This is a genomic window from Streptomyces corallincola, assembly GCF_019104725.1.
GTDB lineage: Bacteria > Actinomycetota > Actinomycetes > Streptomycetales > Streptomycetaceae > Streptomyces > Streptomyces corallincola.
Genome location: NZ_JAHRXF010000054.1, coordinates 1 through 18721, shown reverse-complemented (window position 1 = coordinate 18721; position 18721 = coordinate 1). Strand labels below are relative to the sequence as shown.

Below are 18721 nucleotides of genomic sequence, written 5' to 3'. Positions count from 1 at the left end.
CTCCGGCGCCTTGAGGTTGTTCGGTTGTGTGTTCGGGGCGTGTGGGGAGGCCGATGCGCCCTTGCGCGGGGGCGGGACAATGGACGGTGGCCGACTTCGATCGGCGCGTGACCGGACGTACGAGGAGGAGACAGAACATGGCGGAGCCCACGCCGCGACGGAACGAATCGCGGCTACGCCCCGCGCCACTGCTGTTCGAGCCCGCAGCGGCGACGGCCGACCCCGAGCACTTCTTCGACCTGGAGTCGATGGACGACCCCCGCGCGCTGCTGAGCCGTGCGACCGAGCTGGCGCAGGCGTTCCGTGCCGCCGCCGACCGGGCCGTGGAGTTCCAGGCGGTGGCGGCGGCGCAGCTCGCCGACCCGCGCCGGTTCGACCGGCTGACGGCGGCGGACATCGCCCGGCGCGCGGAGTGGACCGAGGACTACGCGCAGCGGATGGTGGAGTTCGGCCGGGATCTGCTGAAGGGCCTGGACACCGAGGGCCGCCCCTACGTGGACCCGGTGTAGCCCCGGCAGCACCTGGCATATGCCAGACGGGCGGGCAAGATACAACTCCCCTGCCCTTCCTGTCCCGGTTTTCCGCAACCCACGGAAACCGGCTGCATACGCCCGGTAGATCTGTACGTCATGAACACCACTCCGGACGTCACCTGTGCCACCTCCGACGGAGCCGCCTGGCTCGCCTCCGCCGGGACGCATCCGCGCAGCACGCTCGCCCTGTGGCGGGAGCGGCCGGACGCCCCGCTGGTGCTGCCCTGCGGCACCGCGTTCGACGTGGTGAGCGCGCCCGCCGTGTTCGGGCGCCGGATGATGGACCGCTTCTGGAGCAGCGAGGGCCCGGGTTCCGGCCCGGTCGCCGTGTACCGGGGCCGCGTCCTGCTGTTCACCGCCCCCGGTACGGCCCAGCGGCTGCCGTCGCTGCTGACCTGGGAGGAGTGGGGCTCGCGGGGTGCCGGGGGCCGCGCCGACGCCGTACCGCCGCTGCTCTGCCACGGCACCGGTGACGCGGTGACCGTCCCGGCCCTGGACCCGAGCGCCGGCTCGGCCCCGAGGACCCCGGCCGCATCCGGCGACTGCCGCTGGCTGGTCGCCCCGGACACCCGCAGCCCGTGGCTCCCCGGCCCCGAGATCGTGCTCTGGGCGGCGGTCAGAGCGGCCCGCGCGGCGGTGCGGATTTCGATTTTTCCTCCCGCCGACCAGGGTGCTAAGGTCTACGACGTCAGCAGGCGCCGCTAGCTCAGTTGGTTAGAGCAGCTGACTCTTAATCAGCGGGTCCGGGGTTCGAGTCCCTGGCGGCGCACAGACACCGAGAAGGCCCCCCGTTCACACGGGGGGCCTTCTCGTCGTACGCCCGCGATCCCGCCGTACGACCCGAACCCGTCGTACGACGACGCCCCTCACCCCGAGATCCCCGGGGTGATCCGCACCGTCCACGCCCCCGACGCCGTACGGCCCTCCACCTCCACCTTCACCCCGTCGCCCGGCACGGTGAAGCTCTCCCCGAGGGCGACCGGCGCGTCCGCGAGGGGCGGGTAGACGGACTCCTCCCAGCACGCCTCGGAGTGCGGGTGGGCGTCCACCACCTCGACCGGGCCGCCGCCGGACTCCGCGCCGCCGCGCACCCGGTAGACCAGCACCCCCTGTCGGCACCCGGCACGGTCGTTCCCGGCGGAGCCGCGCGCCTCGAAGGCGAGGACACTGTCGGCGCCGGTGCGCACCACCGCCAGCTTGGTGCCGTGCCCGAGCCCGAACGCGGGGTCGCCCGGTGCCGTGGCCGGGGCGTCCGGCGCCGCCGCGAGCGGCTCCAGGGTCAGCCGGGTCGGTCCGGCGCCCCGCACGCACGCGACCTGGTCCGCGTCCAGCCAGCCGAGCCGCCACTTGTGCCAGGCGAACAGGTCTGGGGAGAGCCCGAACTGACTGCCCATCAGGTCCCAGTCGCCGACGTAGGTGTCCCAGTCGCCCTTGCCGTCCACCGGGCGGTGGTAGAGGTCGGGGAGGTCGAAGACATGCCCGGTCTCATGGGCGAGAACCAGCCGATCCGGTGGATGCTTCTCGAAGACGGTGACGACCCGGCGGACATCGGTGCCGTCCGCGCGGATCGGGGTGTCCAGATTGACCACCTTGGTGGCGTCCGAATCGACGCCCGGCGCGTCCGGGTCCGCGACCAGGTAGACGACCGGGTAGCGGGAGAAGTCCACCTCCTTGTCGGCCGCCGCGATGGCGTCGCGGAGATAGGCGGCCCGGTCCTCCGCACCCCAGTCGCGCTTCATGGCGTACGCGGTGGACGGCTTCGGCATCCGCAGCCAGTGGTCCATCGGATGCGGGCGGAGCGTGAACCGGCCATAGGACGCCTTGGTGAAGAAACGGCTGGTCAAAGGGAAGTGATCGGCCGTCAGCTGGGCCGGGGTGGTGGCGGGGACGGAGTCCGGGAAGGACAGGAAGATCATGACGGCGTCGAGCGCGCCGACCGGCCGGGCGTATCCCGCGTCCCAGGAATCCACGCCCTCCGAGTGGTGGGCGGCGGTGCGGTGCAGCGCGCAGGGGGCGGTCGGGACGGCTCCGGCGGCCGGGGGTCCGCTGAGCACCGAGGTCGCGGCGAGCGCCGACATCGTGGTGAACACGGCGGCGGTGCTGCGCAGCTTGGGCACGGACATGACCTCCGGATGCGGTTCGCGGGACACCGCATCCAGATTGTGTTCATTCGCAACCCATCGCCCTGTTTGTCTGAACCAGAAGGGTGAGTACGCCCATTCGGGAGGCATACGAGGTCCGGACGCCGACACCCCGAAACGCTCACGGAACGTCACAAGCGGTCGCGTGCCTCAAGAACCCGTCCAGGTGCGGGCAGAAACGATCTGTCGGAACCTGTGGTCTGTCCGGGAGACTGGGGTGTGGCTGGAAGGGCCAGGGGCCAGCCTCTATGATCGGCACACTTTCCGGCACGGACTAGGGATCGAGTGCACTGCGGGAGCGAGCGGTGAGCGGAACGTCCGAAGGGCCGACGCCCGCGGCAGACCTCGACCGGTCAGCCGTCACAGACAGTAGTCACAGTACCCATGAGCGTGTCTTCGCGAGCGCTCCGCTCGGCATGGCCGTCGTGGACCGCTCGGGCCTGGTCACGGGCGCGAACGCCGCCTTCGGCGACCTGCTAGGCATCGATCCGGCGACCCTCGTCGGCCGCCCGGCCGCCGCCCTGCTGGAGCTGGGCGCCGACGCCCGGACCGGGCAGGCGTACGAGGAGGTGCTGCGCGGCCAGAAGGCGCGGCTGCGCTGCACCCGGCGGCTCAAGCACACGGCGGGGCAGTCCCTCTGGGTGCAGGTCACCGTGGCGCCGCTGGCCGGGGGTGGTCCGGAGGTGCTGCTTTCGGTCACCGACGTCAGCGCCCACCGTGAACTCCAGGCGCGGCTGCGGCACTTGCAGATGCACGATCCGGTGACCCGGCTGCCCAACCGCACCCTGTTCTTCGAGCGGCTGAGCGCCGCGCTGGAGGCGGAGTCGTACGGGCAGGGCGGCACCGGGCGGATCGGCCTGTGTTATCTGGACCTGGACGGGTTCAAGGCGGTCAACGACACGCACGGGCACCGGGTGGGCGACCGGCTGCTCGCGGCCGTCGCCGAGCGGCTGACCCGAGTGGCCGACGAGACCGGCGTCGCCCGCACCGGCACCCCGCTGGTGGCCCGGCTCGGCGGCGACGAGTTCGCGCTGCTGGTCGAGGACTCCACCGGCACCGACCAGGTCGCGGACCTCGCGGAGTCGGCGCTGAAGGCGCTCCAGGACCCGTTCGACCTGGCCGGGCAGCGGCTGTCGCTGACCGCGTCCATCGGCGTGGTGGAGCGGCACGCGGCCGGGACCACGGCGACCGGGCTGATGCAGGCCGCCGACACCACGCTGTACTGGGCGAAGGCCGACGGCAAGTCCCGCTGGACCCTCTTCGACCCCGAGCGCAACGCGCATCTGATCACCCGTCAGGCACTCGCCTCCACCCTGCGGGCCGCCATCGAGCGCGGCGAGTTCGTGCTGGAGTACCAGCCGCTGGTGGGCATGGACGACGGGCGGCTGAGCGGGGTGGAGGCGCTGGTGCGGTGGGCGCACCCGCAGTTCGGCACGCTGGCGCCGAATCGGTTCATCGGACTGGCCGAGGAGGACGGCTCGATCGTCCAGCTCGGCCGCTGGGCGCTGGCCACCGCCTGTCGGCAGGCCCGCCGCTGGCAGCTCGACCACCCCGACGAGCCGCCGATCTTCGTCAGCGTGAACGTCGCCGTACGCCAGGTGTGGGACTCCGACCTCGTCGCGGACGTGGCGCGGACGCTCGCCGAGACCGGGCTCGCCCCCCAGCTGCTCCAGCTGGAGCTGACCGAGTCCGCCGTGATGGGCTCCTCCGGCCGCCCGGTGCAGACCCTCCAGGCGCTCAGCGACATGGGCGTGCGCATCGCCATCGACGACTTCGGCACCGGCTACTCCAACCTCGCCTACCTCAGTCGGCTCCCCGTCTCGGCCCTGAAGCTGGACGGCTCCTTCGTACGCGGTTTCCAGTACGAGGGTGATCCGAGCGCGGTCGCGCCGCCGCCGAACCCGGCGGACGAGGTGATCGTCGAGGCGATGATCCAGCTCGCGCACCGGCTCGGGCTGACCGTCACCGCCGAGTGCGTGGAGACGTCCGCCCAGGCCACCCGGCTGCGGCGGATCGGCTGCGACACCGGTCAGGGGTGGCTGTACTCCCGTCCGGTGCCGGCCGACCGCATCTCCGAGCTGCTGGGCACACCGGCCCGGTCCTACGACACGGTGGGCAATCCGTAGGCGTCCGCGATGAGTTCGTAGGAGCGCAGGCGCAGTTCGCCCCGGTGGGCCATCGAGGTGATCATCAGCTCGTCGGCGCCGGTGCGCTTGTGCAGGGCGTCCAGGCCCTCGCGGACCGCGTCGGCGGTGCCGTGCACCACGTTGCCCGTGATGGACGACGCGAAGTCCTCCTCGGCCGGGCTGAACTCGTACTTCTCCGCCTCGTCCGGGTCCGGGAACAGGCCGGGGCGACCGGTGCGCAGCCGGATCATGTTCAGCGCCGCCGCCTTCACCTGGCGGCCCGACTCCCGCTCCTCGTCCGTGGCGAGCGCCGAGACGCCGATCAGGGCGTACGGCGCGTCCAGCACCTCGGAGGGGCGGAACGACTCGCGGTACAGGTCGAGGGCCGGGAGGGTGTTCTGCGCGGAGAAGTGGTGCGCGAAGGCGAACGGCAGGCCGAGCATTCCGGCCAGCCGGGCGCTGAAGCCGGAGGAGCCGAGCAGCCACAGCTGGGGGCGGTGCGGGGACTGCACCCCGCCGGGCGTACTGCCCTGCACCGGGCCGGGGATCGCGTGGATCCTGGCGTACGGGTGCCCGTCGGGGAAGTCGTCGTCGAGGAACCTCGTCAGCTCCGCGAGCTGCTGCGGGAAGTCGTCCGCGCCCTCGTGCAGGGTGTCGCTGCGGCGCAGTGCCGCCGCCGTCGCCCCGTCCGTCCCGGGCGCCCGGCCCAGCCCCAGGTCCACCCGGCCCGGTGCCAGCGCCTCCAGCGTCCCGAACTGCTCCGCGATCACCAAGGGGGCGTGGTTGGGCAGCATGACCCCGCCCGACCCCAGCCGGATACGGCTCGTGTGCGCCGCGAGATGCGCCAGGATCACCGCGGGCGACGAGGACGCCACCCCCGGCATGGAGTGGTGCTCCGCCACCCAGTAGCGGTGGAACCCGCGCGACTCGGCGAACTTCGCCAGCCCGACGCTGGTCCCGAGCGCGTCGCTCGCCGTGCTGCCCGTTCCCACGGTCACCAGATCGAGTACGGACAGAGGTACCGGAGCGGCGCCCAGCGCACTACCCCTGATCTCGTCTCCCACGGCGTCTGCCTCCTGCTGTACGACCTTGCGTTCTCCTACTGCCGAGAACGGTGGCACGCCTCCGCTTATTCCTGACGCGCGGGGTCCGGGGTCCTGACGCGCGGGGTCCGGGGTCCTGACGCGCGGGGTCCGGGCTCCTGACGCGCGGGGTCCGGGCTCCTGACGCGCGGGGTCCGGGCTCCTGACGCGCGGGGTCCGGGCTCCTGACGCGCGGGGGCGGGAGCGCCTCCCGCCGAGGGGAGCGGCGCACTATCTCCAGCCGTTCAAACCATCCAGTTGTTTTTAAGACGGAGAGGGGCTACTTTTAAGCCAACCGGTTGGAAGAGTCTCATTCGCACAGAAAACAGGGAGATTGTCATGACTTCGAAGGACGCGGTCCGGAACTTCTGGGCCGGGTACGAGCAGGGGGACCTGGACGCGACCTGGGAGCGCTACGTCGCCGCCGACCTGGTCATCCACCCCTCGTCGGGCTACACCTTCACCCGCGAGACCTGGCTGGAGGCGGAGAAGGCGCTGCTCGCGGCCTTCGCCGACCTGCGTGTCGAGATCCTGGACCAGGTGGCCGAAGGCGACAGGGTCGCCACCCGGTGGGCGGTGACCGGCCGCCAGACCGGCGAGTTCTTCGGAGTGCCGTCCGCCGGGAACACCGCCAGGCTCACCGGCACCACCGTGGACGTCGTCCGGGACGGCAGGATCGCGGAGCACTGGGCCGAGGTCGGCGTGCCGAACTTCCTCCAGCAGCTCGCGGCACCCGCGGAGGCCGCCGGGCCCTCGGGCGGGACAGCGGGCGACCTGGTGGACGACGCGGACCACGTCCGCCTCGAACGGCTGGCGACCGAGGTCAACTGGCGCGTGGACAACGGGGTGGCCGAGACCGTCTCCGCCCTGTTCACCGAGGACGGCACCCTGCACACCTTCGGGGAGCCGTCGGTGGGCACCGCGGCCATCGACGAGTGGGGCCGCATGATGGACCGCGACAAGCCGCTGGGATCGCTGCGCCACGTCCTGACGAACTTCCGCTTCACGCACACCGGTCCCGGGACCGCGGAGGGGACGTATCACGTCACCGCCTACATCGCCGGGAACCCCCAGGGCGACGACACCGTGCCCTACACGATGGGCGTCGGCACCGATCAGTACCTGCGCACCGACGACGACTGGAAGGTCGTGTCGCGCTCCTTCACCCCGCACGTCCTGCGCGCAGGCGTCTGAAGCGCCGCCGAGAGTCCGCCGTTCCGCCGCTCGTCCAGGGCAGGAGCGGCGGACTTCTCGCGCACGGCACGCCCCCGAGCGGCTGATTCCGGCCGCGGCGCCAGACCGTCGCATGTCGGTGCGAAGGGTGCCCGAACGCCCGTAACCGGAGGTAGGTGTCGGCCGGAAAATCGGGGGAATAGCGGGAGTCGGCTTGGGTAGCCGCGCCCGCATGCCTCCACCTCACTGGAACGGCCCCCGCATGTCAGGGGCGGAATCAAGACACAGCAGGCGCTCGGTGCTCACCGGTGCCGCCGCACTGGGCGCCCTCGGCGCACTGGGCGCGGCGGGCTGTACGCGGGTCGCCTCGGCGTCGGACACGAAAGGCGGCGACCTCCTCGACCGGCTGCGCGCGCAGGGTGTCGTACGGCTCGGGATCGCGGGTGAGATCCCGTTCGGGTACATCGACACGGACGGCCGACTCACCGGTGAGGCACCGGAGTTGGCGACGGCGATCTTCAAGCGGCTCGGAGTGGACCGGGTGCAGCCCGTGCCCACCGAGTTCGGCTCGCTGATCCCCGGCCTGAACTCGCAGCAGTTCGACGTGGTCGCCGCCGGGATGTACGTCAACGCCGAGCGCTGCGCGCAGGTGATCTTCGCCGACCCGGACTACCAGATGCTGGACGCGTTCATCGTCCGCAAGGGCAACCCGAAGGGGCTGCGCTCGTACCAGGACGTGGTGGCGAAGAAGGCGAAGTTCGCCACCGGCACCGGATACGCGGAGATCCAGTACGCGGTGGACGCCGGGTACAAGGAGAGCGAGATCCTGATCGTCCCGGACCAGGTGGCGGGGCTGAACGCGGTCGAGGCGGGCCGGGTGGACGTGTTCGCCGGTACGGCGCTCACCGTCCGGGAGGTCGTGAAGAAGTCCGCGAAGACGGAGTCCACCGAGCCGTTCGCGCCCGTGATCAAGGGCCAACGGCACGTGGACGGCGGCGCGTTCGCGTTCCGGCCGACCGAGACCCGGCTGCGGGACGCCTTCAACACCGAGCTGCACGCGCTGAAGCGCAGCGGTGAACTGTTCCGCATCCTGCGGCCCTTCGGGTTCACGAAGGACGAGATGACGGACCTGACCGCGAAGGAGCTGTGCCGCGGATGACCTCGGGGCTCTGGGAACTCGTACTCAAGGGTGTCTGGACCACGGTCCAACTGCTGGTGTTCAGCGCCCTGTTGGCCGCGGCCGTGTCCTTCGCCGTCGGCATCGCGCGCACCCACCGGATGTGGGCCGTGCGCTTCCTGGCCGGTGTCTACACCGAGGTGTTCCGCGGCACCTCGGCACTGGTGATGATCTTCTGGGTGTTCTTCGTGCTGCCGGTCGCGTTCGGCTGGCAGCTCGTCCCGCTGTGGGCGGGCACCCTGGCGCTGGGCCTGACGTACGGCGCGTACGGCTCGGAGATCGTGCGCGGCGCGCTGGCCGCGGTGGACCCGGCGCAGCGGGAGGGCGGTGTCGCGCTCGGCTTCTCGTCCTGGCAGCGGCTGCGGCTGGTCTCGCTGCCGCAGGCGGTGCCGGAGATGATCCCGCCGTTCAGCAATCTGCTGGTGGAGCTGCTCAAGGGCACCGCGCTGGTGTCGGTGATGGGCATGGGCGATCTGACGTTCAGCGCCAATCTGGTGCGGCTCGCGCTCCAGCAGAGCGCCGAGATCTACACGTGGGTGCTGGTCATCTACTTCGTGATCGCGTTCGTCCTCACCCGGCTGATGCGCGGGCTGGAGAAGCGGCTGAAGGCGGGGGTCGGCAAGAGCGCCGTACCGGAGCCGGTGCGGACGGACGGTCCGGCGCCGAAGACCAGGGTCGGCGTGAGCGGGGGTGGTGTCGCGTGAAGTGGGACTGGAGCGCGGTGAGCGGCTTCCTGCCGCAGTTGTGGGACGGTCTGCTGGTGACGCTCCAGGCGCTGGTCCTGGGCTCGCTGCTGTCGTTCACGCTGGGCCTGGTGTGGACGCTGCTGATGCGCGCGCCGAGCCGCTGGGTGCGCTGGCCGGTCGGGGTGGTCACGGAGTTCGTCCGCAACACCCCGCTGCTGGTGCAGTTGTTCTTCCTCTTCTACGTGCTGCCGGAGTGGGGCCTGACCTTCTCGGCGCTGGCCACCGGGGTCTTCGCCATCGGGCTGCACTACTCGACGTACACCATGCAGGTCTACCGGGCCGGTATCGAGGCGGTCCCGGTCGGCCAGTGGGAGGCGGCGACCGCGCTGAACCTGCCGCGCTCCCGCACCTGGACGGCGGTGATCCTGCCACAGGCGATCCGCCGCGTGGTCCCGGCGCTCGGCAACTACGTCATCGCCATGCTGAAGGACACTCCGCTGCTGATGGTGATCACGGTGCTGGAGATGCTGGGCCGGGCGCGGCTCTTCTCCCAGCAGCACTTCCAGTTCACCGAGCCGCTGACCGTCATCGGCGTGGCCTTCATCCTCATCTCCTATCTGGCCTCCCTTCTCCTGCGAGCCCTGGAGCGACGCCTTGTCCGCTGAGACCCCCCTGACGAAAGACCCCGACACGGCCCCGGGCGCGGAGCGGACCGGCGGCGAGCTGATCCGGCTGGCCGGTGTGACCAAGCGGTTCGGGACCAACACCGTGCTGGACCACCTGGACTTCACCGTGGACGCGGGCAAGCACGTCACGCTGATCGGGCCGTCCGGCTCCGGCAAGACCACGATCCTGCGGCTGCTGATGACGCTGACGAAACCCGACGAGGGTGTGATCACCGTGGACGGGCAGACCCTGTTCCCGGCGCCCGACCGGGAGGTCCGCGAGGTCCGCAAGAAGATCGGGATGGTGTTCCAGCAGTTCAACCTGTTCCCGAACATGTCGGTGCTGCGGAACCTCACCGAGGCGCCGGTCCGGGTGCTGGGCCTGTCCAGGGACGAGGCCGAGCAGCGGGCACGGGAGCTGCTGGACCTGGTGGGCCTGGCCGACAAGTGCGACGCGCGGCCCGCCATGCTCTCCGGCGGGCAGCAGCAGCGGGTGGCCATCGCCCGCGCGCTGGCCATGCGGCCCCGCGTGCTGCTGCTGGACGAGGTGACCTCGGCGCTCGACCCCGAGCTGGTCGCGGGCGTCCTGGACCTGCTCCGAGACATCGCCCGCAGCACCGACATCACGATGCTCTGCGTGACCCACGAGATGGGGTTCGCGCGGGACATCTCCGACCAGGTGCTGATGTTCGACTCCGGCCGGGTCATCGAGTCCGGCAGCCCCGAGAAGATCTTCAGCGACCCGGAGCGGGAGCGGACACGGGAGTTCCTGAGCGCGGTGCTGTGAGGTCCGGCCCGGTGACGGCCCCCGCGCGGGGCGGTCACCGGGTCCGCCGGGCGGTCATCGGGAGGGTCGCCGGGAGGGCCGTCGGGCGGTCACCCGGAGGGCGGTCGGGCGGTCGCCGGGAGGGGCGCCGGGTGGTCCGGAGCACCCTCGCGCACCGGGTAGTATTTTCTTCGTCGCCGACCGCCGCACAGCGGACGGCGGGAGTCACGCGCCGCTAGCTCAGTTGGTTAGAGCAGCTGACTCTTAATCAGCGGGTCCGGGGTTCGAGTCCCTGGCGGCGCACAGAAGGAAGGCCCCTCGCTCACGCGGGGGGCCTTCTTCGTGTCCGGGACACGCTCAGGGCATCGGGCCGCCGGGGTCCGGGAAGCCGCCGCTTCCGTCGCCGCCCAGGAACGTGAGGTGTACGACGCCCATGAAGGCGAGGCAGAACGTGACGGCCACCCCGAGGAAGAGCACCGCGACCGCGGTCCCGGCGACCAGTCTGGCGCGGGCCGGGGGGTGCGTGGTGGCCTGCTCGGGGCATTCGGGCAGATAGCGGACGGGCACGTGGTCGCCCGCCACGACCGTCGCCCGCCCGCCCGTCTCGGAGAAGCGCACGACGTCGCCCTCACGGGTGGTGAACTCGTAGACGTGGTGCAGCGTGGTGTGCACCGACCCGGCACCCTCGCCGTGCGTGGTGGTGCGCGTGGCGGTGTGCGTGCCGACGCAGCGGCCCTCCGCGACCAGCCCGCGCGACCAGGTACGGCCCAGCTGCCCGGCCCTGCTCACCAGCCGGTACGCGATGAGGGCGAAGAAGCAGATCATCAGCACGGGTACGAGGTAGAAGAACGAGTCCATGCGGGCCCCCCGAGGTCCGAGCGCGCCGCGCACGATGTGCGGTGCGTGTCGGGAACGTACTCGCGCCGGGAGCCGCACGGCCTCAAGCGAAGCTCAGAACCCCGAGGGCGGCCGGGGGACGGCCGGTTGGCGGCCGATTGACGGCCAGGGGGGTACGGGGTCCGTGGTCGGTGGGTGGACCCCGTACCGGGAGGCGCTGATCAGAAGGTGACGTCCGAGCAGGCGTAGAACGCGTTGCCGGTGTCGGCGATGGTCCACACCGCGAGGATCACGTGGTGGCCGCTCAGTCCGGACGGCAGGGTGCCGGTGTGGCTGAGGGTGGCCGGGGGCCGCTGGTTGTTGTACGGCACCGTGAAGAACGGGGTGAGGTTGAGGTCCGAGCGGGAGAGGTTGTGGTTCTGGTTCCAGCCCGGCTTCGTGACGTAGTACTTGAAGTCGGTCGTGGCGTGCATGGCGGTGAACTGCCAGCGGAACGTGTACTGCTGGCCACCCGTCACGCGGGTGGTGGGCCAGGCCGCGCCCGACGGCTGCTTGGCCGCGCTGAGCTGGGCGAACTGACCCAGACCGCCGTTGCAGAGCTGACCGTCGGCGGGGCCGCCCGCCGGGAAGCCCTTGGGGCCCTCGACACTCTGCGGCTCCCACTGGATCGAGCCGCAGTTGGCGACGGTGCCGTTCTGGCAGAGCTTCTGCCTGCTGATGGGGAGATCGGTGTAGCCGTGCCCGCTGGCGCCGCCGGTGGAGAGCGCGAACGCTCCGGCGGTCGCCGCGCCCAGCACGACGGCGGACAGTTTGGTCCTGGTGCGCATAGGGCCGCTCCTGGAGAACGTGGGGGAGGAGTTTCCGAGCCGAGCCGTGCCGTTAGGTCTAGACCAAGTCCGAGATTATTACCAGGAGTTGACCGTGTCCATAGCGCACGCACACCTCCCGGTGAACCTCCGCCCGCACTCCCCATGCCCCGCGCACGCCGGGGGCGCACCGGCCCGCGCGGCTCCCCCGGCCCGCGCGGGCCAGGACCGGATCGCACGGGCCCGGACCGGCTCACACCGGATCACAGCGGCTCACACCGGCTCGCGCCGCCCCGCGCAGAACGCCACCGTCAGGTCCCGGACCAGCGCCTTGCGCTCGTAGTCGTCCAGTTCGACCAGCCCGCGCACGGTCAGCCGGGTCACCGTGTCCTCCACCGAGTCCACCACCGAGTTGAGGACCCCGGCACGCTCCCGCGCCTCCAGCGCGGCGATCCGGCGCCGGTGCATCGCCGGGGCCACCTCGGGGGCGTACTCCACGCGTACCGGCTGCACCGAGAACACCTCAAGGCCCACCGGCCGCGCGTCCCCCGCGACCAGCCGGGTCAGCGCCTCCCCCGCCACCGCGACCCCGCCGCGCGCCGCGCCGGGCGGCTCCACGGGGACGCGGGCCAGCGCGGCCTCGACGCATTCGCGCAGGTAGGTCTCGTGGTCGTCGATGCCCAGCAGCGCCCGCGCGGTGTCCCGCACCCGCCAGACCACCAGCACGACCACCCGCAGCGCCACCCCGTTGCCGTCGGCGGCGGGCATCGCCTCGCTCCGCCAGTGCCGCAGCCGTACGTCCACCCGGCGGCGGCGCAGCAGCGGGTTGACCCAGAGCAGCCCGGTGCGCCGGACCGTACCCCGGTAGCGCCCGAACATCCCCAGCAGCCGCGCCTGCCCGGCCCGGCCCCTGGTCAGCCCGCCGAACCCGAACGCGCCGAGCGCGCCCGCGCCCGCGTACGCCGCCCACTGCGCCGGGCCCAGTCCCGCGCCGGAGGAGGCGGGCAGCCGCAGCGCGTCCACCGCGGACGGCGGCAGCACCCCCGCCCACCAGGACGCGGCCAGGCACCCCAGCGCCCCGCCGGTCCCGGCCAGCACCCCGGCGAGACCGGGCAGCACCCGCGCCGGACGCTCCGTCAGCTCCGGGCCGACGTCCGGCAGCGTCCGCCCGCGCACCGGCGCCGGTGGCCGGGTCCGGGGCTGCTCACCAGTGCCCTGCCGACGCCCCACCACGGCCGGGCGCAGCGGCACCGGCGCGGGGTCGGGGTCGTCCCGGAACAGCAGGTGGACGGGGATCTCGGTGGTGGCCTCGTTCTGGATCAGCCGGACCGGACGGGTGACCGTGCCGGTGCCCTCCGGCTGCTCCTCCGGCCCGGACCCGGACCTGTGCTGTGTGGTGGTGCTCATGCGTGCTCCAGCCTCCGCGCCAGATGCTTCATGACAGTGAGAAGGGGGTGACGAGGGTGAATGCGGGTGACGAGGGTGATGCCGGGTGCGGGTGTGGCGGCGCGGGTGCGGGCGCCGGTCGGTACTCGGGTGCGGGTGGGGGCGCGGGTGCAGGGCGCCGGTCGGGGCTCGGGTGCCGGTCGGGATTCGGGTGCCGGTGGGGACGTGGCGGGGTGTGGGGCTAGGCGAAGAGGCGGCGCCAGGTCTCCGGGCCGGGGTAGCCGTCGGCGGCGCCGCCCCGCCAGCCCTGGCCGCGCTGGAACGCCTCCACGGCCCGCCGGTCCGCCTCGCCCCAGCGGGGTCCGGGCCCCTGGGCGTAGAACCGCCCGAACCCCTGCTCCACGAGCCGTTCGCCGAGCCGGGTGACGTACGCGTTGGACTGGCCAGGCCGGAAATAACCGCGCCCCGGATAGCCGGGGACACCGTTCGTGCCCGACGAGCCGGAGGTGCCGGACGTGCCGGGTGCGGCGGGGATGTTCGCGCCCTTGCCGGTGACCAGCAGTTCCCAGGTGCGGGGGCCGGGCAGCCCGTCGGCCGCGCTCCCGGTCCAGCCCTGCGCCCGCTGGAACGCGCGGGTGGCCTGCCGGTCGGCGTCGCTCCACTCCCGCGCCGGGCCCTTCGGGTAGTACGCCCCCGCCCCGCGCGCGACGAGCAGTCGGCCGAGCTTGAGCACGCTGGCGTTGTCGGCGCCGGGCCCGAAGTACCGGGCGCCGGGGTACGGCACCGGTTCCTTGGTCCCGGTGGCCGGGGGCGCCCCGGCGGTGTCGCTGGTGACGCCCTTGTAGCGGTACGGCACGTACTGGCCGGTGTGGTTCCAGTACGGGTACGGGGTGGCCCCGCGCCGGGTGTGCGGGGGTGTCTGCTCGTACGCCGTGTACGCGGTGTGCGTGTAGTCGGTCCAGCCGCCGAAGATGACCACGTGGGAACCGTTGTTGGGGTCGGCGGTGTTGTGGAACAGCAGCATGTCGCCGGGCTGGAGTTCCTCCTTGGTGATTTTCACCCCGAAGGAGGCGAGGCTGCCCGTCCACTCGTTGGAGCCGAGACTCCAGGCCATCGACACGAACCCCGAGCAGTCCTGCCGGTACCCGTCGCTCCAGTACCCGCTCACGCTGTACGGCACCTGCGCGGCGACCCAGACCTTGGCGCGGTTGATGATCTGCGTCCGCGTGGTCGCGGGGGCACGGCTGGCGGGGGTCAGGCCGCGCAGCGGGGTGGGGGCGCCCTGCGGGGTCGGCGGGAGGTCGCCGTCGGCGGCACGCGGGAGGTCCGCCGGGAGGTGCGGCAGGTGGGGGACGTGCGGGAGGCGTGGGACGTGCGGGGCGCGGGTGGGGACGGCGGCGGCCGGGGTCGCGCCGAGGGCGGCGGACGCGGCGGCGGCCACCACCGCGATCCCGCGCGCCGCCGCCCCACCGCCGAAGCGGGCGGACAACGGCCGGGCCGCCGCGCTCCGCCGGGCCTGGACGCAGCCGGGACAGCCGCAGTCTCTCTCGGGGTCGATCTCCTGGAACGCCGGAGCGCCCATGCGATCTGCCTCACATTCGGGGTGGATATGTCCGGGCGTGTGCACGTTGATCAGTGTCACAACTGTCCGCCGGGCACGCATGTTGACGGTCCGAATGATGTACGGGGTCCGCCGAGTGGGCTGGTCGGGGCGGTGAGCGCGGTCCGGAGCACTCCGGGAGGTCGGGTAGAGTTCTCTTCGTCAGCAGGCGCCGCTAGCTCAGTTGGTTAGAGCAGCTGACTCTTAATCAGCGGGTCCGGGGTTCGAGTCCCTGGCGGCGCACAGACACCGAGAAGGCCCTCCGTTCACGCGGGGGGTCTTCTCGTCGTTCCGGCCGGATGCGCTCCGGCGCAGGGCGGCGCGGGAACTCCGGGTACGTGGTGGTTGATCGAGTTCCTGGCGTGAGCCGGAACTCGGTGCGCGAAGCGCTGGACGCCCTCCGGGCGAGGGGCTTCGTGGAGACGCGGCACGGCTTCGGCGTCGTCCGAGCGGTCCGCCGCCGGGAGCCGCCCACGAGCCCTCCGCGAGCCGGGAGGCCAGGCCCGCCTTCACCGCCTCGCGCGGTTCCTCACCCCGGTGAGCCGGTCGGCCGGCCGGTCGGCCGGTCGATCGCCGCGTGAACGCCGTACGCGGGCCGGGGTCGGTCACCGGCGGGACGGAGGATGGCGGTACGAAGCGGGGCGGTGGGGCGGTCTCGTAGGTACGACGGCATCGGCGAGCCTGTCGTACAAGAAGCCCGGCGCCCTCGCGGACGTGCGCTCACGCCTCCGTGCCGCTGAGGTAGGCCGAGACGATCACGTTGGCCGTGTACGCGCCGGCGGCGCGGTCGAAGGTGCCGCCGCAGGTGATGAGGCGGAGTTCGGAGCGGCCGGGTTCGCGGGGGCCGTACGCCTGGACGGGGTCGAAGTCGGCCACGGGGAGGACCCGGACGTCCTCCACGGTGAAGCGGGCGATACGGCCGTCGGCACGGTAGACGCGGACGGTCTCGCCGGAGCGCAGGGTGCTGAGCTTGTAGAAGACGGCGGGCCGGGTCGCGGTGTCCACATGTCCGACGACCAGCGCGGTGCCCGCCGCGCCGGGCACGGTCCCGGCGCCGTACCAGCCGACCACCCCCGGCTGGTCGAACGGCGGCGGCTCGATGGAGCCGTCCTTGTCGAGGCCGCGGGACATGACCGGCGCCTGGACACCGAGTTCGGGGATGTCGATGCGCTGCGGGGCGGCCGGGCCCGTGAGGGGTTTCGCGGCGGGCGGCAGCCGTACGGTGCCGTCGTCCACCCGGCCCAGCGCGGCGACGTCCCCCGGCGCCGCGTTCCCCTCCCCGCCGGACACCCCGCGCCCCCACATCCAGAGGCCGAGCAGCAACAGGGTCCAGGCGAGAGCGGTGAGCAGGCGGACGGTACCGGGGTGCCGGGCCGCGGAGTGCCGGGCTGCGGGGTCGTGGGTCATGGGGCGCGGGGGCTCAGCCTGCGGTACGGCTCCGGCGGGCCCGGAGCAGCCCCACGGCCCCGGCGGCGGCCCCGGCCAGGGCCAGCCCGGTGACGGCCTGGGCGGTGTCGGGTCCGGAACCTGTGGTGGCGACGGTGGCGAAGTGCGCGGAGGCTCCGCCGCCGCCCGCGTGGACGGGGGCGACGGGGGTGGTGGCACGGGCGGTGTCCGCGGCGGTGCCCCGTGCGGTGCCCTGGGGGTCGGCGTCCGGGGCGGTGCCCTGGGGGGTGTCCGGGGTGGTGCCCTGGGGGGTGTCCGGGGTGGTGCCCTGTGCGGCGCCCTGACCGGTGACGGTGAGGGTGCCGTTGACGACCGTTCCGGCGCACTGGACACGTACGGCGTACGTCCCCGGAGTCACGGCGGACCGTACTCGGGTGTCCCCGCTCAGCGTCCCCTGCTCCCCGGTCAGGCGTGCCTCCGAGACGAACGCCCCGGAGGTGGCGGTGCCCTCACTCCCCTGGCACCCCCGCACCTCCAGCCCCACGTCAGCGCCGGGCGCGGGCGCGGCAGGCGTGACGAGGACACCTTGCCCGCCCTCGGCCGCGTACGCCCCGGGCGCCAGTGCCACGCCCCCGAGGACGGCACAGAGAGTAATTCCAACCAAACCCATCGTGAACCTCCAGACATTGGGAGAGTCCCCCGGGGGGAGGCGGGGCGCATCTTCGGGGGTGGGGGTGTGGGCTGAATGGGTGAAGGGGGTGGGGGGGCGGGGGTGCGTAGGGTCGCAGGTCGGGGCGAGCGCTCCCCGCCCGCTCAGGCTCTCACCCCACCCCCGTATAGCCTGGTCGGAGCACCAGTGACTGAGGGGATGCGTGGGATGTCGGAGCGACGGGGTATTGCGGCCTGGTTGACGGACATGGACGGGGTGCTGGTGCACGAGGGGGTGCCGATTCCCGGTGCGGCGGAGTTCATCGCGGCACTGAAGGCCTCCGGGAAGCCGTTTTTGGTGCTGACGAACAACTCGATCTACACGCCCCGCGACCTGCACGCGCGCCTGGCCGGGATGGGCCTGCACGTACCGGCGGAGAACATCTGGACCTCGGCGCTCGCCACGGCGAAGTTCGTGGACGACCAGCGCCCCGGCGGCTCCGCGTACGTCATCGGCGAGGCGGGTCTCACGACCGCGCTGCATCAGGTCGGCTACGTCCTCACCGACAACAACCCCGACTTCGTGATCCTCGGCGAGACCCGCCTCTACTCCTTCGAGGCCATGACCAAGGCCGTACGCCTGGTCAACGCGGGAGCCCGATTCATCTGCACCAACCCCGACGAGACCGGCCCCTCCCCCGAGGGCCCGCTGCCCGCGACCGGCGCGGTGGCCGCGCTGATCACCAAGGCGACCGGCAAGAGCCCGTACTTCATCGGCAAGCCGAACCCGCTCATGATGCGCCACGGCCTGAACAGCATCGGCGCCCACTCCGAGACCGCCGCGATGATCGGTGACCGCATGGACACCGATGTCCTGGCCGGTCTGGAGGCGGGTATGGAGACCTTCCTCGTCCTGTCCGGCCTCACCGCGAAGGACCAGGTCAACAACTACCCCTACCTCCCCACCCACGTCGTCGGCTCCATCGCGGACCTGGTCGAACGGGTCTGACCCCGGCTGACCGGCCACTGGGTCCAGTACGCGCGTGCTCGTCGTACGCGACGGAGGTGGGGAGCGGCTGGAGGCGTACGCGGCGTGTGGGGGGGGCAGGCCGGGGCCGGTGAATTCGCGTACCGGGCAGGTAGTGGTCTGCGCGCCGGTGGCAGCGGGGGGGGCATGGAGGGCGGTGTGCGCGGTGCGCGGCTCTACGGCCATGTCGCGGGCGCGGTGCGGTACGGCGCTGAACTCGTCGCGCGGCGCCGGATCGAGGGCGTACGCCTCGGCGGCTACGGGAATCCGGGCGGGTCGGGAGAGCGAGTTCGGGCCGAACCCGTAGGTAGGTGTCCGTTCCCCGTCTCAGCGGCGGCTGCGGGCGGCCATGTAGGCGGCGGTGCCGATGACGATGAGGGCGGCGGCAGCGGAGAGGTAGCCACCGGCGGCTTCGGGGCCGGTGCTGGCGAGTTGCCACTCGGGGTGGGCGTCGGGGTCGGCCGGGTCGTTGTGGGGCTGGTGGTCGGTGGGGGTGGGAACGGGGCTGGAGATGAGGGTGGCCTCGGCGAGGCCGGGTGCGGCGGGGGGGGGGGGGGCGGGGGGGGTGGCGCGGCTGGACGGCGGCTCGTATCTGACGGGGTCGGGGGCGCGGGGCGAGCCGGTGGGGGGGGCGGGGCTGCGCGGCAGTTCGGCAGCATGGTGCGGGGCGCGCTGTGGCTGC

The 18721-nt window shown here is 72.5% G+C and carries 17 protein-coding genes, 3 tRNA genes and 1 pseudogene; 12 read left to right on the top strand and 9 right to left on the bottom strand.

What is annotated here, in order from left to right:
* Positions 1-137: 137 nt before the first annotated feature.
* The 3 genes from KUM39_RS24900 (at position 138) to KUM39_RS24890 (ending at position 1302) form a co-directional block, all read left to right on the top strand.
* Positions 138-509, top strand: a complete 372-nt coding sequence (locus KUM39_RS24900; protein WP_217788012.1) for a DUF8844 domain-containing protein — start codon at positions 138-140, stop codon at positions 507-509.
* 120 nt (positions 510-629) lie between these two features.
* Positions 630-1238, top strand: a complete 609-nt coding sequence (locus KUM39_RS24895) for a bifunctional DNA primase/polymerase (protein WP_217788011.1) — start codon at positions 630-632, stop codon at positions 1236-1238.
* A tRNA-Lys gene (locus KUM39_RS24890) sits at positions 1229-1302 on the top strand. Before KUM39_RS24895 ends, KUM39_RS24890 begins: the two co-directional genes overlap by 10 nt.
* A 97-nt stretch (positions 1303-1399) precedes the next feature.
* Here KUM39_RS24890 and KUM39_RS24885 read toward each other — a convergent pair.
* Positions 1400-2656, bottom strand: a complete 1257-nt coding sequence (locus KUM39_RS24885; RefSeq protein ID WP_217788026.1) for a M6 family metalloprotease domain-containing protein — start codon at positions 2654-2656, stop codon at positions 1400-1402.
* A gap of 323 nt (positions 2657-2979) precedes the next feature.
* On the opposite strand from KUM39_RS24885, the gene KUM39_RS24880 reads away from it, so the two are divergent.
* Positions 2980-4800, top strand: a complete 1821-nt coding sequence (locus KUM39_RS24880; RefSeq protein ID WP_217788010.1) for a putative bifunctional diguanylate cyclase/phosphodiesterase — start codon at positions 2980-2982, stop codon at positions 4798-4800.
* Here the strand turns inward: KUM39_RS24880 and KUM39_RS24875 are convergent.
* Positions 4776-5864, bottom strand: coding sequence for an LLM class flavin-dependent oxidoreductase (locus KUM39_RS24875; protein ID WP_217788009.1), 1089 nt, complete (start codon positions 5862-5864; stop codon positions 4776-4778). The genes KUM39_RS24880 and KUM39_RS24875 overlap by 25 nt on opposite strands.
* 357 nt (positions 5865-6221) lie before the next feature.
* On the opposite strand from KUM39_RS24875, the gene KUM39_RS24870 reads away from it, so the two are divergent.
* The 6 genes from KUM39_RS24870 (at position 6222) to KUM39_RS24845 (ending at position 10652) form a co-directional block, all read left to right on the top strand.
* Entirely contained in the window at positions 6222-7076 is an 855-nt protein-coding gene (locus KUM39_RS24870) for an ester cyclase family protein (protein ID WP_217788008.1), read from the top strand.
* 241 nt (positions 7077-7317) lie between these two features.
* Complete coding sequence (ehuB, locus tag KUM39_RS24865; protein ID WP_246620686.1) at positions 7318-8214, top strand: ectoine/hydroxyectoine ABC transporter substrate-binding protein EhuB; 897 nt, start codon at positions 7318-7320, stop codon at positions 8212-8214.
* Positions 8211-8936, top strand: a complete 726-nt coding sequence (gene ehuC / locus KUM39_RS24860; protein ID WP_217788006.1) for an ectoine/hydroxyectoine ABC transporter permease subunit EhuC — start codon at positions 8211-8213, stop codon at positions 8934-8936. Before ehuB ends, ehuC begins: the two co-directional genes overlap by 4 nt.
* Positions 8933-9583, top strand: a complete 651-nt coding sequence (gene ehuD / locus KUM39_RS24855) for an ectoine/hydroxyectoine ABC transporter permease subunit EhuD (RefSeq protein ID WP_217788005.1) — start codon at positions 8933-8935, stop codon at positions 9581-9583. The genes ehuC and ehuD overlap by 4 nt, the downstream gene beginning before the upstream one ends.
* The gene (gene ehuA / locus KUM39_RS24850; protein ID WP_372455812.1) at positions 9573-10370 is read left to right on the top strand and encodes an ectoine/hydroxyectoine ABC transporter ATP-binding protein EhuA; all 798 of its coding nucleotides are present in this window, start codon (positions 9573-9575) and stop codon (positions 10368-10370) included. The genes ehuD and ehuA overlap by 11 nt, the downstream gene beginning before the upstream one ends.
* A gap of 208 nt (positions 10371-10578) precedes the next feature.
* A tRNA-Lys gene (locus KUM39_RS24845) sits at positions 10579-10652 on the top strand.
* A 54-nt stretch (positions 10653-10706) separates the two neighbouring features.
* On the opposite strand, the gene KUM39_RS24840 is transcribed toward KUM39_RS24845, so the two are convergent.
* The 4 genes from KUM39_RS24840 to KUM39_RS24825 form a co-directional block, all read right to left on the bottom strand.
* Positions 10707-11207, bottom strand: a complete 501-nt coding sequence (locus KUM39_RS24840) for a DUF3592 domain-containing protein (RefSeq protein WP_217788004.1) — start codon at positions 11205-11207, stop codon at positions 10707-10709.
* A gap of 200 nt (positions 11208-11407) precedes the next feature.
* Positions 11408-12013 (bottom strand): lytic polysaccharide monooxygenase auxiliary activity family 9 protein, encoded by a 606-nt coding sequence (locus tag KUM39_RS24835; RefSeq protein WP_217788003.1) that lies wholly within the window; start codon positions 12011-12013, stop codon positions 11408-11410.
* Between the two features lie 252 nt (positions 12014-12265).
* Complete coding sequence (locus KUM39_RS24830; RefSeq protein WP_217788002.1) at positions 12266-13399, bottom strand: SPFH domain-containing protein; 1134 nt, start codon at positions 13397-13399, stop codon at positions 12266-12268.
* Between the two features lie 220 nt (positions 13400-13619).
* Complete coding sequence (locus tag KUM39_RS24825; RefSeq protein ID WP_217788001.1) at positions 13620-14960, bottom strand: peptidoglycan-binding protein; 1341 nt, start codon at positions 14958-14960, stop codon at positions 13620-13622.
* A gap of 187 nt (positions 14961-15147) precedes the next feature.
* On the opposite strand from KUM39_RS24825, the gene KUM39_RS24820 reads away from it, so the two are divergent.
* A tRNA-Lys gene (locus tag KUM39_RS24820) sits at positions 15148-15221 on the top strand.
* A 477-nt stretch (positions 15222-15698) separates the two neighbouring features.
* Here KUM39_RS24820 and KUM39_RS24810 read toward each other — a convergent pair.
* The gene (locus tag KUM39_RS24810; RefSeq protein ID WP_217787999.1) at positions 15699-16385 is read right to left on the bottom strand and encodes a class F sortase; all 687 of its coding nucleotides are present in this window, start codon (positions 16383-16385) and stop codon (positions 15699-15701) included.
* Positions 16386-16398: 13 nt separating this feature from the next.
* Positions 16399-16992, bottom strand: coding sequence for a hypothetical protein (locus KUM39_RS24805; protein WP_308288232.1), 594 nt, complete (start codon positions 16990-16992; stop codon positions 16399-16401).
* 249 nt (positions 16993-17241) lie between these two features.
* Here KUM39_RS24805 and KUM39_RS24800 point away from each other — a divergent pair, with 249 nt between their 5' ends.
* The gene (locus KUM39_RS24800) at positions 17242-18021 is read left to right on the top strand and encodes an HAD-IIA family hydrolase (RefSeq protein WP_217787997.1); all 780 of its coding nucleotides are present in this window, start codon (positions 17242-17244) and stop codon (positions 18019-18021) included.
* Between the two features lie 345 nt (positions 18022-18366).
* Here KUM39_RS24800 and KUM39_RS24795 read toward each other — a convergent pair.
* Positions 18367-18721 (bottom strand): annotated as a pseudogene (locus KUM39_RS24795) (hypothetical protein); the annotation flags it as partial.